The organism is Roseateles sp. P5_E8 (assembly GCF_054177665.1).
This window is the reverse complement of record NZ_JBGCUM010000002.1, coordinates 1-13,878: the sequence shown is the minus strand read 5'-3', so window position 1 is coordinate 13,878 and position 13,878 is coordinate 1. Positions and strand designations below refer to the sequence as shown.

Below are 13,878 nucleotides of genomic sequence, written 5' to 3'. Positions count from 1 at the left end.
CTGCCGCTTCTCTGCGCTGAGGGTGGTGCCGCCAGGCTGACCGGTCATTCTCAATCCTGGGTAGGCCGGCCTTGGCGGGGAAAAGCGCCACTAATGCTCGTTTTCGCCAGGGATGGCTGCGGGCCGATCAGGGCTGCTGCGGGCACGCTGCCCAGGCGATCTCGGCGCGCAGCCCGCCCAGCGGCGAATCGCCCAGCTGCACGCTCGCCCCCTGCTGCCGCGCCGCCGCGCGCACGATGGCCAGGCCCAGGCCGCTGCCGGCCACGTCCACGCTTGTTTCGCCGCGCTGGAAGCGGTCGAAGACGCGCTCGCGCTGGTCGGCCGGGATGCCGGGGCCGTCGTCGTCCACGCGCATCAGCGGCGCGCCGCGCGGGCCATGCAGTGCGCTCACTTGAACGGTTCGGGCACCGTACTTCACCGCGTTGTCGATGAGGTTGCGCAATGCGCCGCGCAGCGCTTGCGGGTCGCCGGCCAGTGGCAGAGGGTCAGGCGCGGTGAGCGTGAGCGTCACGCCGGCCTTGTCAGCCAGCGGCTGCACGTCGGCCACCGCCTGGCGGGCCAGGTCGGCGAGGTCCAGCGGCAGCGTGGCGGCTTGGGCACCCGGCTCGGCGCGGGCCAGCGCGAGCAGCTGCTCGACAAGGTGCACCGCGCGGTCGATGCCGCCGCGCAGCCGCGCGATTGCCGCGTCCTGTTGCTCGCCGGGCGCCGAGTCGCGCAGCAGGCCCAGCTGCAGCTTCAGCGCCGTCAGCGGCGTGCGCAGCTCGTGGGCGGCGTCGGCGACAAAGCTGCGCTGAGTGTCGAAGGCCTCGGCCAGCCGGCCCAGCAGGCCGTTGAAGKCGTCCACCAGCGGCGCCACCTCGCCGGGCAGGCCGGCCGTGGGCAGGGCCTGCAAGGCATTTGCGCCACCCGCCTGCGCAGCCCGGGTGACGCGCGCCAGCGGCGCCAGCGAGATGCCGATCAGCCACCAAACCGCCCACGCCACCAGCGGCAGGGCCACGGCCACCGGCACCACGCTGCGCAGCGCGGCCAGTGCGGCGAGCTTCTGCCGCACGGCCAGCGGCTGCGCCACCTGCACCACGCGCAGCGGCGTGGCGGCGCTGAAAACGCGCCAGTCCTGCCCGCCCAGGCGCAGGTTGGAGTAGCCCAGCACCGCGCGCGCCGGCAGCGGCTCGGTCATGCCCTGGGGGCGGCTGGAATACAGCTCCAGGCCTTGCAGCGACCAGATTTGCACGACGTAGTCGAAGCTCGGGTCGGCCAGCGCCGCGGCCTCGTCGGGCGCGACCTGGCCCTGGTCGCGCAGCGACAGCGCGGTCTGGCGCAGCTGGTAGTCGAACAGCTGGTCGGCCTCGGCGCGCACGCTGATGTAGGTGGCGCCGGCCACGGCCAGTGCTGTCACGGCGCCCAGCACGGCGAGCAGCGCGAACAGGCGGCCGCGCAGCGTGGACAGTAACTGCTTAACCATGGCGTGTTGAATTGTTCGGGCCGAGCGCCGGGCCGTTCCCAAGCCGGCCCGTCTGGCGATGTGCGCGCGGCTCAATGCCGCAAGCATCGCCGTCCCCGCGGGGGACCGGCCAAGGTACTCCTTGGACGAGGGGCCTCATTTCTCCAGGCCGGCGTAGTAGCCGAGCCCGCGCACGGTGTGCAGTAGGTCGGGCCCCAGCTTCTTGCGCAGCTGGTGCATGTAGACGCTGATGGCGTTGCTCTCCAGCTCCTCGCCCCAGCCGTAGAGGCGGTCCTCCAGCTGGGCGCGCGAGACGATGGCGCCGGGCCGCTCCAGCAGTGCCTGCAGCAGCGCGAACTCGCGGGCGGACAGCAGCACGGGGCGCCCGCCGCGCGTGACCTCGCGCGTGGCCGGGTCCAGGCGCAGGTCGGCCACGGCCAGGGCCGTGTCGGCGCGGCCGCTCTGGCGGCGGGCGAGGGCGCGCAGCCGGGCCAGCAATTCGTCCAGCTCAAAGGGCTTGACGAGGTAGTCGTCCGCGCCGGCGTCCAGCCCCGTGACCTTGTCGGTCAGCGCGTCGCGCGCCGTCAGCACGATGACCGGGGTGGCGTCGCCGCGTGCGCGCATGGCCCGCAGCACGGCCACGCCGTCGCGCTTGGGCAGGCCCAGGTCCAGCAGCACGGCATCGAAGCGCTCGCTGCTGGCCAGTACCGCGTCGGCGGCCTGGCCGTCGCGCACCCAGTCGGCCGCAAAGCCCTGGCGGCGCAGCGCCTCGCGCAGGCTCTCGCCGATCATGGGGTCGTCTTCTACGAGCAGCAGGCGCATGAAGGTGTTTGGGCGGGTGTGGACGCGACAGCGGATTGTGGCGACTGGATCGACAGGGGCCGCCAAGCGCCGCGCGTCATTTGGGAAACGCCTCGTTGCGGAAAAGCCGTGCGGCAGGGTGGAGAGGTCCACAGAATGCCTCCTCATGAAGAAGCAGACGGTTCACCTCTTCGTTTTCGACACGATGTCGGACTGGGAATACGGCTACCTCACTGCCGGCATCAACAGCTCCGTGGGCCAGAAGGAGCCCGGCCGGTTCAGGGTCAGGACCGTGGGCGCGTCTGACGAGCCCGTCAAGACGGCGGGAGGCCTGCGCGTGCTGCCCGACCTGACGCTGGACAAGCTCGCGCCGGCCAAGAGCGCGATGCTGGTGCTGCCCGGCGGCGCTGCCTGGGACCGGAAGAAGAACAGACAAGCCGCAGAGCTGGCGGGCGACTTCCTCGCCGCCGGCACGCCGGTGGCCGCCATCTGCGGCGCCACGGCCGGCCTGGCGCGCGCCGGCTTGCTGGACGACGTGCCACACACGAGCAACTCCAAGGGCTACCTCGTGGCCACCGGCTACGCGGGCGAGGCTTTCTATCGCGAGAAGCCGGTGGTGAGGTCGGGCAATCTCATCACCGCGCCGGCTATGCGCCCGCTGGAGTTCGCCCGCGAGGTGTTCACTGTGTTGGACGTCTATGCCGACGACGTGCTGGCCGCCTGGTACGGCCTGTACAAGACAGGCGACGCAAAGTACTTCGAGGCGTTCATGCGGGCGAGCGCCTGAGCCGCCGTGTGTCGCGCGCGGCGCGAGCTCGGCAATCCCGATGTGCGTTGCCCGCAACTGGTCATTCAGCCTAAGCTTTCCACTCCCTTTTGAAGGAGCAATGCATGAGCGCCAAGAACACCATCTGCCTCTGGTACGACGGCGACGCCGAAGCCGCCGCCAACTTCTACGCCAAGACCTTCCCCGACAGCAGCGTCGGCACGGTCTACCGCGCGCCGGGCGACTACCCGGATGGCAAGCAGGGCAATGTGCTGACGGTCGACTTCACCGTCTGCGGCATCCCCTGCATCGGCCTCAACGGTGGCCCGCTGTTCAAGCACAGCGAAGCCTTCTCCTTCCAGATCGCGACGGATGACCAGGCCGAGACCGACCGGCTGTGGGCGGCAATCGTCGGCAACGGCGGCGAGGAGAGCCAGTGCGGCTGGTGCAGGGACCGTTGGGGCTTGTCGTGGCAGATCACGCCGCGCGCGTTGACCGAGGCCTTCACCGACCCTGATCGCGCCGCCGCCAAGCGTGCCTTCGAGGCCATGATGACGATGAAGAAGATCGACATCGCCGCCATCGAGGCGGCGCGCAAGGGTTGACCGACCGACTGCCGGCGCCGCCTCAGGCCTTGGCCATCGCCGCCTTGTAGACGGATTGCCGCGGCTGGGCCATCAGCCGGCGCAGCATGGGCTCGAAGAAGGCCAGCGGCAGCGCCTCGGCGGCGGGGTCGAAGGCCGGGTTGTCGTAGCGCTCGACGAATTCGGCCGTGTGCGCGAAATGCGGGTGGCTGCGGAACTGCTCGCGCATGTCGCGGTCCAGGCCGATGTGGTGAAAGAAGTTGTAGCCCTGGAAGATGCCGTGCTGCTGCACCATCCACAGGTTGGCCGCGGTCACGAAGGGCTTGAGGATGGCTGCGGCGATGTCGGGGTGGTTGAAGCTGCCCAGGGTATCGCCGATGTCGTGCAGCAGCGCGCAGCAGACGTATTCCTCGTCGCGGCCGTCCTGGTGGGCAAGGGTGGCGGTTTGCAGGCAGTGCGTGAGGCGGTCGACGGGGAAGCCGCCGAAGTCGCCGTCCAGCAGGCGCAGGTGGTCGAGCACGCGGTCGGGCAGGCTGCGCGCCATCTTCATGGCCTCGGGCACGATCAGCTGCCAGTCCTCGCGGGTGCTGGCGTCCATGCGGGTGAAGCTGGCGCGGTCGTTCATGGAGGCTCCGAAAAAAGCTGAATTGATTCTGTGCCGCCTGGCGGTGCGCGGCTGTCACATCGGGCACTGTGCTGGTGCTGCGTGAACCGAGCCGGCCCGTCAGGCGGCCCAGCCTTGTGCGCCTAGCGGGCGCGTCCGGCGCGAGCGCTGGCACGGAAGCTGCGGACGGCGCTGCGGCAGCCCCCGTTGCCCACAGGAGACTTTCCATGACATCGCCTTCTTCTTCCCGCCGCCTGCTGCTGGGTGCCGCCCTTGCGTTGCTGGCCGTCGGCGCCCAGGCCCAGACCGCGCTGGACTCGATCACCAAGAGCAAGACGATCAAGATCGCCGTGCCGACCGACTACCCGCCCTACGGCTTCGTCGGCCCCGACATGGCGCCGCAGGGCCTGGATGTGGCGATGGCGCAGCTGATTGCTGCCAAGCTGGGCGTCAAGGCCGAACTGGTGCCGGTGACCAGCGCCAACCGCATCGCCTACCTGCAGACGAAGAAGGCCGACCTCGTCATCTCCACGCTGGGCAAGAACCCGGACCGCGAGAAGGTCATCAACTTCAGCGCGGCCTATGCGCCCTTCTTCCAGGCGGTGTTCGCGGCCAAGGCACTGAACATCAAGAGCTGGGCCGACCTGGGCGGCAAGAGCGTCGCCGTCACGCGCGGCGCGATGGAAGACCAGGAACTGGCCAAGGTCGCGCCGGCCACGCTGGAATACAAGCGCTTCGAGGACAACAATGCCACGATTGCCGCCTTTGCCGCCGGCCAGACCCAGCTGCTGGCCACCAGCGCCGCCGTCGCCGGCAACCTGATGCAGCGCAACCCGGGCCTGAACACCGAATACAAGCTGCTGCTGAAGGACAGCCCCTGCTATGTCGGCGTGGCCAAGGGCGAGGACGCGCTGCTGGCCAAGGTCAACGCCATCATCGCGGCGGCCAAGGCGGCGGGCGAGCTGGAGGCGCTGTCCAAGAAGTGGCTCGGCCGCAGCACTGGCGACCTGCCGCTCTGATCGACGGCGCGCACCGCCATGATCAGCTTTGACTTTGGCGCAGTGCTGGCCGAATGGCCGCTGCTGCTCAAGGGCCTGGCGTGGACGCTGGGCCTGACGCTCATCGCCACGCCGCTGGGCCTCATCATCGCCACGCTGGGCGCCTGGTCGCGCGCCAGCGGGCCGGCGTGGCTGCGGCGGGTGCTGGGCGCCTATGTTGAGCTGCTGCGCAACACGCCCTTCATCGTGCAGCTGTTCTTCATCTTCTTCGGCCTGCCGGCGGCGGGCGTGAAGCTGTCGCCCGAGGCGGCGTCGCTGATCGCCATGACGCTCAACCTCGGCGCCTATGGCACCGAGATCCTGCGCTCCGGCATCCAGGCCACGCCGCGCGGCCAGTGGGAGGCGGCACAGAGCCTGGCGCTCAGCCCCGTGCAGGTCTTCATGCGCGTCGTGCTGCCGCCGGCCTTCCAGCGCGTGTGGCCGGCGCTGACGAGCCAGATCATCATCGTCATGCTCGGCTCGGCGGTGTGCGGGCAGATCTCGACCGAGGAGCTGAGCTACGCGGCCAACCTGATCCAGAGCCGCAACTTCCGCGCCTTCGAGGCCTTCATCATCGCCACGCTGGCCTACCTGGCGCTGTCCATCGCCGCGCGCCACCTGCTGATGTGGGCCGGGCCACGCTTCATCTTCGGCAGGCGGTCGTCATGATCGAGTTCACTCTCTGGGACATCGTCCGCAACCTGCTGCTGGCGCTACGCTGGACGGTGGCGTTATCGGCCATCGCCTTCGTCGGCGGCGGCCTGGTGGGCGGGCTGATGCTGACGCTGCGCCTCGGCCTGGGTTCGCGCACGCGCCGACTGATCTCGCTGTACGTGCAGCTCTTCCAGGGCACGCCGCTGCTGATGCAGCTGTTCCTGGCCTACTTCGGCCTGGCGCTGCTCGGGCTGGAGGTGTCGGCCTGGACGGCTGCGGCGCTGGCGCTGACGCTCTACACCAGCGCCTATCTCGTCGAGATCTGGCGTGGCTGCGTGGAGGCCGTGCCGCGTGGCCAGTGGGAGGCCGCGCGCAGCCTGGCCATGAGCTTCGGCGAGCAGCTGCGCCACGTCATCCTGCCGCAGGCGTTGAAGCTCGCCATCGCACCGACGGTGGGCTTCCTGGTGCAGGTCATCAAGGGCACGGCCCTCGCGTCGGTCATCGGCTTCATCGAGCTGACCAAGGCCGGCAGCATGATCGCCAACGCCAGCTTCAAGCCCTTCCTTGTCTTCGGCTGCGTGGCGCTGCTGTATTTCGCGCTTTGCTTCCCCATCAGCCTCTACGCTCATCATCTGGAAGGCAAGCTCCATGGCCGCTGAAGTCCACGCCGATCCCATCGTCCGCATCACCGCGCTGCGCAAGTCCTACGGAGCAAACGAGGTGCTCAAGGGCATCGACCTGGATGTGAAGCGCGGCGAGGTCATTGCCATCATCGGCAAGAGCGGCTCCGGCAAGAGCACGCTGCTGCGCTGCGTGAACGGGCTCGAGCAGTTCCAGGACGGCGCGCTGGCCGTCAACGGCAAGCCGCTGCTCTACGAAAGCGCCATGGCCATGCGCGAGCTGCGTCAGCAGGTCGGCATGATCTTCCAGGGCTTCAACCTCTTCCCGCACCTGAGCGTGGGCCGCAACGTCATGCTGGCGCCCACGCTGGTGAAGAAGCGCGCCCACAACGACGCCGCCCAGCAGGCGGCCAAGCTGCTCAGCCGCGTGGGCCTGGCCGAGAAGTTCAACGCCATGCCCGACCAGCTCTCCGGCGGCCAGCAGCAGCGCGTGGCCATCGCCCGCGCGCTGGCGATGGAGCCGGCCGTGCTTCTGTGCGACGAGATCACGTCGGCGCTGGACCCCGAACTGGTGGGCGAGGTGCTGCGCGTCGTCGAGAGCCTGGCCGAAGAGGGCATGACGCTGCTGATGGTCACGCACGAGATGAGCTTTGCCCGCAAGGTGGCGGATCGCGTCATCTTCATGCACCAGGGCCGCGTGCACGAGATCGGCCCGCCGGCCGAGCTGTTCAGCGCGCCGCGCACGCCGGAGCTGAAACAGTTCCTGTCGTCGCTGCACGACTAGGCGCGTCGCTTGCCCGTGGGTATTCCCTTCATGAAAGGAATGCCCGATGAAGACGACCTGGACCCTGGTGGCCGACGAGGCCATTGCCCGCATCCTGGAACAGCCCGACGAGGGCGGCGACCTCGTGCCCGTGGAGGAGCTGACCGACCCTGACGCCCACGCCCGCGAGGCCGAGATGCGCCATGACGCGCATGGCCGCCGCGCCGGTGGCGCCACTGTGTCGGCCGCGGACTCCGAGCGCCACCAGCATGCACAAGCCTTTGCCGCACGCATTGCCGAACGGCTGGCGCAGTGCCTGCAGCAGCGGCGTTGCGAAAGCTTGCACGTCATCGCCGCGCCGCGGCTGCTGGGCTATCTGCGCAAGGCCTTCAGCGCGAACGTGACGGCGGCCGTCGCCAGCGAACAGGACAAGGACGTCGTGCAGGAAAGCCTCGCCGATCTGACACGGCGCATTCCCAACCTGGCCAGGGGGCTGTCGTGAGCAAGTCGCCCGGCCACCGCGAACACCCCGAGCACACCGTCGCCGAGACGCGGCTGGCGCACAAGGTCAGTGCCCTCATTGACGGCCAGGTCGTCGCCGAGTCCGACGACGTCATCCGCGTCGACGAGACCGGTGCGCCGCCGCGCTTGTATTTCCCGCGCGAGTCCGTCAAGGTCGACCAGCTGACGCCCAGCGACACCCGGACGCATTGCCCCTTCAAGGGCGATGCCAGCTACTACAGCGTGACGCAGGGCGGCCGTCAGCTGAAGGACGCCGTCTGGTCCTACGAGGCGCCCTACGACGAGCACGCCGCCCTGGCTGGCCGCATGGCCTTCTACGACGAGAAGCACCCCGGCATCACGTTCAGAGAAGCGGCCTGAGCGGGCCGGCGCGACGTCAGAACGCGCTCTTCGTCGTGCCGCCATCCACGCGCAGCGCCGCGCCGGTGGTGGCCGACGCGAGCGGGCTGGCCACATAGGTCACCAGCGAGGCCACCTCGTCGGGCGTGCCGAAGCGCTTGATCAGCGACGTGGGCCGCACCTTCTCGAAGAACTCGGTCTCGAACTCGGCAAAGCTCTTGCCCTCGGCGCTGGCCAGCTGCTCGACGAAGTCGTTGACGCCTCGCGAGCGTGTCGGGCCGGGCAGCACGCTGTTGACGGTGATGCCCGTGCCCGCCAGCGATTCGGCCAGGCCGCGCGACACGGCGAGCTGCGCCGTCTTCGTCATGCCGTAGTGAATCATCTCCGCCGGGATCTGCACGGCGCTCTCGCTGGAGATGAAGATGATGCGGCCCCAGTTGACGCGCTTCATCGTCGGCAGCACCAGCCGCGCCAGGCGCACGCCGCTGAGCACGTTGACGTCGAAGAAGCGCAGCCAGTCGGCGTCGGGGATGTCCTCGAAGGCCTTGGGCTCGAAGATGCCCAGGTTGTTGACGAGGATCTCTATGCCCGGGTGCTGGTGCACAAGCGCCTCGGCCACGTCGGCCTGGCTCAGGTCGCCGGCAAAGCCGATCACTTGCCCGCCCGTGGCCGCGTTGATGGCCGCGACGGCGGCATCCACCGCCGCCTGCGTGCGGCCGTTGACGATGACGCGCGCACCTTCGGCGGCCAGAGACTGGGCAATAGCATGGCCGATGCCGGCCGTGCTGCCGGATACCAGCGCGAGGCGGCCTTCGAGTTGCAGGTCCATGGGAAACCTTTCATGACGAGTGAGGGCGTTGGTGTAGCCGATGCGGAACGCCCCGGCACGCGCAGGGAGAATCCTGCCGCCATGACCCAGCCGCCCGCCACCCCACCACCCAGCCAGGACCCGCGCCTGCTGCGCCGCCTGCTGCGCGCCAAGGACCGCATGGACGCGGCTTCCGACGAAGCCTGGCCCGTCGAGCGGCTGGCCAGCGTCAGCGGCGTGTCGCAGGCCCACTTCGCGCGCTCGTTCAAGGACGCCTTCGGTCTGCCGCCGCACCGCTACCTGCTGACGCGCCGCATCGAGCGCGCCACGGCCCTGCTGCGCGACACCGACCTGCCCATCACCGACATCGCCTTCCTGACCGGCTGGGGCAGCCTGGGCACCTTTGGCCGCACCTTTCGCGACGTGACGGGCGAAAGCCCCGGCGCCCACCGCGAGCGCTGGCGCACCAGCCACCACAGCCTGGCCCTCGTGCCCGCCTGCCATGTGCAGGCCGCGCACCGGCCGGGCCTCACAACCGCAGTTTCGGAGAAGCGCCGCCAGGAGGGCGACGGTACAAAACGCACCTCTTCCAAGGCAACCAAGGAGGTTCCATGAATTCCATGAATCAGGGTATTGAAGTGGTGGGCGTGTACGTCGACAACCAGGACGAAGCGCTCGAGTTCTACGTCGGCAAGCTCGGTTTTCGCATTCACACCGACGTGCGCAACGGCGACTACCGCTGGCTGACCGTGCAGCACCCCGAGCAGCCGTCCTTCCAGCTCGGCCTCTTCGTGCCCGGCGCACCCATGCAGGACGCAGCGACGGCGCAGCAACTGCGTGCGCTGGTGGCCAAGGGCGCCATGCCGCCGCTGGTGCTGGCGGTGAGCGACTGCCGCGCCATGCACGCGCAGTGGGCGGCGAAGGGCGTGGAGTTCACACAGGAACCGGTCGAACGCTACGGTTCGGTGGATGCGGGCTTTCGCGACCCGGCCGGCAACGGTTGGAAGCTGATCCAGTCGCGCGGCTGAAAGCGCACCGCGCGCGGCACCGGGCTGGTGCCGCGTGAACCAGCACAGGCGCCGGTTAAGTTCACCGAGCGGGGCCTGCGAGCAAGCCTTCTACGGCGCCACAGGCGTCGTGTCGTCGAGGTGCGTGGCCGGCAGCAGCGGCGAGATGACTTCGCCGCCGCCGCGGTTCAGTCAGTGGCGAGTTGCAATCTTGTGAATCAAATGCAGACCAACTCCAGCCGGCTGCAATGAAAAGTCAGACCGCATCGTCGCGCCGCAGCTCGGCGTACAGGGCGGAAAGCGCACCCACTGCGTGCTTGCCCCAGCGGATTCGGTACATGAAGGACCAGTGCCAAAGCGCGCCCGCGACACGATCTTGTTCCACGAGTTTGTTCCCCGCCTTGAGGTCTTTGTAGGTGTCCAGCAGGTCGTCGCCGACTACACCTCGACCTTGAAGCCAAGCTCGATTTCAGAGGCTGGCTTTCCGCCACGTAGCCCCCAATTTTCCTTGGGTACCTCGTTGAGGATGATTTTCACGTGAGAGCGAGGAATGCCAAGTTCCTCCAGCCCCTCAACGATGCCCTGGTAGAGATTGYGTTTGGCCTCCAGCGAACGACCAGAAAACGCCGTAACGGTGACAACTGTGTAGCGCTCCGGATGCTCATGCTTGGGCGAACAGATAAAAAGATGAGGAGCGTAGGTTATGAGCCGAACGCACCGATCCTCTTCAGGTATCTTGAACCCTTTGACCAGTGCTGCGTGAACGGCCTCGACGATGCGGACCTCTTGATCTGGTGGATACGAATGACGGACCTCGACAACAGTGCTTGGCATGCATTCCCCTTTTGATGAAGCCGTAGCGAGATTCAAAAACGCACGGGGCGACTTGATGTGTTGCCCAACGTGTTCTGCGGAGACAGCCTCCGCCGCCTAGGCAGGAAGACTGCGCCACAACATATCCCTGGCAAGGCGCCGGCGCGCAGTGACAAGTTCTCGTCGCACGGAAACCGCCGCTGTGGGGCCTGGATGATGCCAGCCACCTGCACGGCCAGCGGACCCGCCGCGCCTGCAATCGCTCAAAGCGCCCCCTGCGCCGTGTCCCCGAAGTGCGTAGCCGGCAGCACCAGTGAAATGACGGCGCCGCCACCCGCCCGGTTGTCGGCCCGGATGCGGCCGCCATGCGCCTCGGCAATGCGCCGGCAGATGGCCAGGCCCAGGCCGGTGCCGCCGGCCGCGTTCTTGGTGGCGCTGGACTGCACGAAGGCCTCGAAGATGCTCTCCAGCTCGTCCGGCGGGATGCCGTGGCCGTGGTCGGCCACCTCCACGCGCACGTCACCCGTCTCGTCATGGCCGGCGCTCAGCTCGATGCGCCCGCCCTGGGGCGAGAAGCGGATGGCGTTGGCCAGCAGGTTGCGCAGCACCTGTTGCAGGCGCAGCGAGTCGCCCAGCACGACGAGGGCCTCGTCGCCCAGCGTGGTGTCCAGCATCAGGTCGCGCGCGGCCAGCAGCGGCGCGAGTTCGCGCGCCACCTCGGCGGCGAGCGGCCGCAGGTCCAGGCGCTGTAGCTGCAGCGGCTCGGCGCCGTGCTCGATCTTGCTGAGGTCCAGCAGGTCGTTGACGAGGCTGAGCATGCGCTGGCCGGCACGGTGCACGTCGGCAAACAGCTCGGCCAGGCGCTGCTCCTGGCGGGCACGCAGCGCGCCGATCTCGGCGAAACCGAGGATGGATTGCAGCGGCGTGCGCAGCTCGTGGCTGACGTTGGCGATGAAGTCGGACTTGGCGCGCGAGGCCTGCAGCGCCGCGTCGCGCGCGGCGCGTGTGGCGCGCTCGGCCTCGCGGAACTCGCTGATGTCCATGAAGCAGACGACGATGCCCATAGGCCGGCCGTGGGCGTCGGGGAAGGTCGCCTTGCTGACGAACAAGTCGCGCTGCCGCCCGTCCGCGCTGGTCCAGACGGTCTCGTAGTTCAGCTCGCCGCCGCGCGCCAGCAGGTCGGCGTCGCGGCCGTCGTGCAGCGAGGCCTCGTCGGGGCGGTCGTCGGCACCGGCGCGGCGGCCCAGTACGCGGCCACGCCGGCGGCCGGTGAACTGCTCCCAGGCGCGGTTGACGTCGAGGTAGCGGTTGGTGTCGTCCATCACGGCCATGGGCAGCGGGCTGCTGGCCAGCAGCGAGCGCGCCAGGCCGAGCTGGGCGCGCAGCTCGGCCTGGGCGCGCATCAGGCCGCTCACGTCGGTGGCGCTGCCTACCCATTCCAGCGCCCCGGCGCCGCGGCGCAGCGGCACGAGGTGGATCTCGAAGCTGCGCGCCAGGTCGTCGGGGCCTATCCAGTCGGCGCGCACCTTGTGCGGGCTGGCTTCGTCGGCATCGCAGGCGTCGAACAGCGCCGCCACGGCGGGCGAGCCGCCAAAGAGTTCGTGCAGTGGCCGCCCCAGCACATGGGCTACGGCATGGCCAGCCCGGCGCGCGTAGCCTTCGTTGATGAAGGTCACGCGGCCGGCGGCGTCGGTGCGAAAGAGCATCTCCTGCACGCTGCCTAAGATGGCACTCAGCTCGCGCTCGCGCTCGGCGACCTCGCGCTGCGCGTGGTCCAGCGCCAGCGCCGCGCGCTCGCGTGCCCGCAGCGCCGCGGCGCCTACACCCGACAGCGCCAGCAGCGCCGCCGCAATGCCCAGGGCCGGCAGGCCCAGGTCGCGCACGGTGGCCAGCCACAGGCGGCGCAGCTCGGCCTGCGGCAGCTCCACCAGCACGACGAAGGGCCGCGCCCGCAGCGCACGGTAGGCGCCGAGCTGGGGCGCAGCGCGCAGGCCCGGGCCCTCCCAGTGGCCGTGTTCGCCGCCGGCGCGCACGGCGGCCAGCGGCGCACCGGCGGCGAGCAGCCGGGGCAGCTGCTCGCCGGGCAGGTGATCGGCGCCGCTGGTGGCGGCCAACAGCCGGCCGTCCAGGTCGACCAGCGCGGCGGCTGCCTGGGGGTCGTTCAGCGTGAGCTGCTGGAAGTTGGCCAGTGCATCGGGGTTGAGCAGCGCGACGAGCAGGGCAGGGCGGCCATCGGGGAGACGGGCACTGCGCAGCACCGGGATGAAGCCCACGCCGGGCGGCACGACGCTGTCGTCCTGCCCCAGGCTGGCCAGGCTGCGCGCCGCGACGAAGCCGCCCACCACGTCACGCCCGGCGGCCGGCCAGGGGCCGAGCAAGCGCAGCGCCGCCAGCGTGAGGTGGGCGCCGCGGTCGGCCGGGTCGGCGGCGGCGACGACCCGGCCGCCCTCGTCCAGCAGTGCCACGCCGCGCAGGAAGCCCAGGCTGGCCTGGGTCTGCTCCAGCAGGGCCTGCAGCACCTCGGGTGGCGCGTTGCGGCCGGCCACGTCGGCCAGGCCGGCCAGCGCGATCTGCGTGGCGTCCAGGCTGCGGCGGGCGTGGTCTTCCAGCACGCGCGCCAGCAGGGCCTGGCGGGCGGCGGTGTCGGCGGTCAGCTCGCGCTGCTCGCGCCACAGGCCGTAGCCGCTGCCGGCCAGCAGCGTGGTGGCAAGCAGCACGCCGGCACCGGCCGTGATGATGCTCGGGCGCCAGCGGCTGCGGTGGGGCATCACCGGGTACGCAGGTTGCCAGCCGTGCGCATGAAATTTGCGGGCCGAGCGCCGGGCCGCTCCCAAGCCGGCCCGCCTGGCGATGTGCGAGCGGGGGCTTCCCCGCGAGCATCGCCGTCCCCTTGTATCTTTCCAATCAAGCATTTGGCGGCACGCGCTGAATGCCTTCCGTGTCGCGGTAGCTGCGCCAAACCTGTTGTCCCCCGGAGCTTGAAGTTCGTCCCCGAGCCTATGGTCAACGCAGCCACCCGTCTTGTCCAACCGTGTAGCCCGAACAGTTGCCAATCATGAGCATGCATCCGCAAGGTGGGGTAGCGAACCCGGTTCGTCGCATCAACGTCGGCATCGACG

The 13,878-nt window shown here is 69.5% G+C and carries 17 protein-coding genes; 10 read left to right on the top strand and 7 right to left on the bottom strand.

The genetic code is table 11. The annotated features are described in order from the left end of the window. Nucleotides 1-127: 127 nt before the first annotated feature. The gene (locus tag ACXRVZ_RS01385; RefSeq protein ID WP_458232151.1) at nt 128-1,462 is read right to left on the bottom strand and encodes an ATP-binding protein; all 1,335 of its coding nucleotides are present in this window, start codon (nt 1,460-1,462) and stop codon (nt 128-130) included. 135 nt (nt 1,463-1,597) lie between these two features. Further along, nucleotides 1,598-2,263, bottom strand: coding sequence for a response regulator (locus ACXRVZ_RS01380; RefSeq protein WP_457427383.1), 666 nt, complete (start codon nt 2,261-2,263; stop codon nt 1,598-1,600). A gap of 145 nt (nt 2,264-2,408) precedes the next feature. Between ACXRVZ_RS01380 and ACXRVZ_RS01375 the strand changes: the two genes are divergently transcribed. Then, complete coding sequence (locus ACXRVZ_RS01375) at nt 2,409-3,029, top strand: type 1 glutamine amidotransferase family protein (protein ID WP_457427381.1); 621 nt, start codon at nt 2,409-2,411, stop codon at nt 3,027-3,029. A 104-nt stretch (nt 3,030-3,133) separates the two neighbouring features. After that, nucleotides 3,134-3,613, top strand: coding sequence for a VOC family protein (locus ACXRVZ_RS01370; protein ID WP_457427379.1), 480 nt, complete (start codon nt 3,134-3,136; stop codon nt 3,611-3,613). Between the two features lie 22 nt (nt 3,614-3,635). Here the strand turns inward: ACXRVZ_RS01370 and ACXRVZ_RS01365 are convergent, their stop codons facing one another. Further along, entirely contained in the window at nt 3,636-4,217 is a 582-nt protein-coding gene (locus ACXRVZ_RS01365; RefSeq protein WP_458232150.1) for an HD domain-containing protein, read from the bottom strand. 206 nt (nt 4,218-4,423) lie between these two features. Here ACXRVZ_RS01365 and ACXRVZ_RS01360 point away from each other — a divergent pair, with 206 nt between their 5' ends. The 6 genes from ACXRVZ_RS01360 to ACXRVZ_RS01335 are packed head-to-tail and all read left to right on the top strand — an operon-like array spanning nt 4,424 to nt 8,152. Next, the gene (locus ACXRVZ_RS01360) at nt 4,424-5,215 is read left to right on the top strand and encodes a transporter substrate-binding domain-containing protein (RefSeq protein WP_457427376.1); all 792 of its coding nucleotides are present in this window, start codon (nt 4,424-4,426) and stop codon (nt 5,213-5,215) included. An 18-nt stretch (nt 5,216-5,233) separates the two neighbouring features. Beyond that, nucleotides 5,234-5,902 carry an amino acid ABC transporter permease gene (locus ACXRVZ_RS01355; RefSeq protein ID WP_457427374.1) on the top strand — a complete coding sequence of 223 codons (669 nt, stop codon included), beginning with the start codon at nt 5,234-5,236 and terminating at the stop codon, nt 5,900-5,902. Then, complete coding sequence (locus ACXRVZ_RS01350; RefSeq protein WP_457427372.1) at nt 5,899-6,546, top strand: amino acid ABC transporter permease; 648 nt, start codon at nt 5,899-5,901, stop codon at nt 6,544-6,546. Before ACXRVZ_RS01355 ends, ACXRVZ_RS01350 begins: the two co-directional genes overlap by 4 nt. Next, nucleotides 6,536-7,291: an amino acid ABC transporter ATP-binding protein gene (locus tag ACXRVZ_RS01345; protein ID WP_457427370.1), complete on the top strand. Its 756-nt coding sequence runs from the start codon at nt 6,536-6,538 to the stop codon at nt 7,289-7,291. Before ACXRVZ_RS01350 ends, ACXRVZ_RS01345 begins: the two co-directional genes overlap by 11 nt. Nucleotides 7,292-7,337: 46 nt before the next feature. Next, nucleotides 7,338-7,772, top strand: coding sequence for a host attachment protein (locus ACXRVZ_RS01340; protein WP_457427368.1), 435 nt, complete (start codon nt 7,338-7,340; stop codon nt 7,770-7,772). Then, nucleotides 7,769-8,152 (top strand): DUF427 domain-containing protein, encoded by a 384-nt coding sequence (locus ACXRVZ_RS01335; RefSeq protein ID WP_457427366.1) that lies wholly within the window; start codon nt 7,769-7,771, stop codon nt 8,150-8,152. Before ACXRVZ_RS01340 ends, ACXRVZ_RS01335 begins: the two co-directional genes overlap by 4 nt. Nucleotides 8,153-8,168: 16 nt before the next feature. Here the strand turns inward: ACXRVZ_RS01335 and ACXRVZ_RS01330 are convergent, their stop codons facing one another. Beyond that, complete coding sequence (locus ACXRVZ_RS01330; protein WP_457427364.1) at nt 8,169-8,960, bottom strand: SDR family NAD(P)-dependent oxidoreductase; 792 nt, start codon at nt 8,958-8,960, stop codon at nt 8,169-8,171. Nucleotides 8,961-9,041: 81 nt separating this feature from the next. Between ACXRVZ_RS01330 and ACXRVZ_RS01325 the strand changes: the two genes are divergently transcribed. Continuing rightward, nucleotides 9,042-9,554, top strand: a complete 513-nt coding sequence (locus ACXRVZ_RS01325) for a helix-turn-helix transcriptional regulator (RefSeq protein WP_457427362.1) — start codon at nt 9,042-9,044, stop codon at nt 9,552-9,554. A gap of 5 nt (nt 9,555-9,559) precedes the next feature. After that, complete coding sequence (locus ACXRVZ_RS01320) at nt 9,560-9,967, top strand: VOC family protein (protein WP_457427389.1); 408 nt, start codon at nt 9,560-9,562, stop codon at nt 9,965-9,967. A 235-nt stretch (nt 9,968-10,202) separates the two neighbouring features. Here ACXRVZ_RS01320 and ACXRVZ_RS01315 read toward each other — a convergent pair whose 3' ends face one another. From ACXRVZ_RS01315 to ACXRVZ_RS01305, 3 genes are all read right to left on the bottom strand, one after another. Beyond that, nucleotides 10,203-10,331 (bottom strand): hypothetical protein, encoded by a 129-nt coding sequence (locus tag ACXRVZ_RS01315; RefSeq protein WP_457427361.1) that lies wholly within the window; start codon nt 10,329-10,331, stop codon nt 10,203-10,205. A 53-nt stretch (nt 10,332-10,384) separates the two neighbouring features. Then, entirely contained in the window at nt 10,385-10,780 is a 396-nt protein-coding gene (locus ACXRVZ_RS01310; RefSeq protein WP_458232149.1) for a tautomerase family protein, read from the bottom strand. Nucleotides 10,781-11,022: 242 nt separating this feature from the next. Continuing rightward, a complete protein-coding gene (locus tag ACXRVZ_RS01305) occupies nt 11,023-13,527 on the bottom strand; it encodes an ATP-binding protein (protein ID WP_457427357.1) in 2,505 nt (834 codons plus the stop codon). Nucleotides 13,528-13,878: the final 351 nt, after the last annotated feature.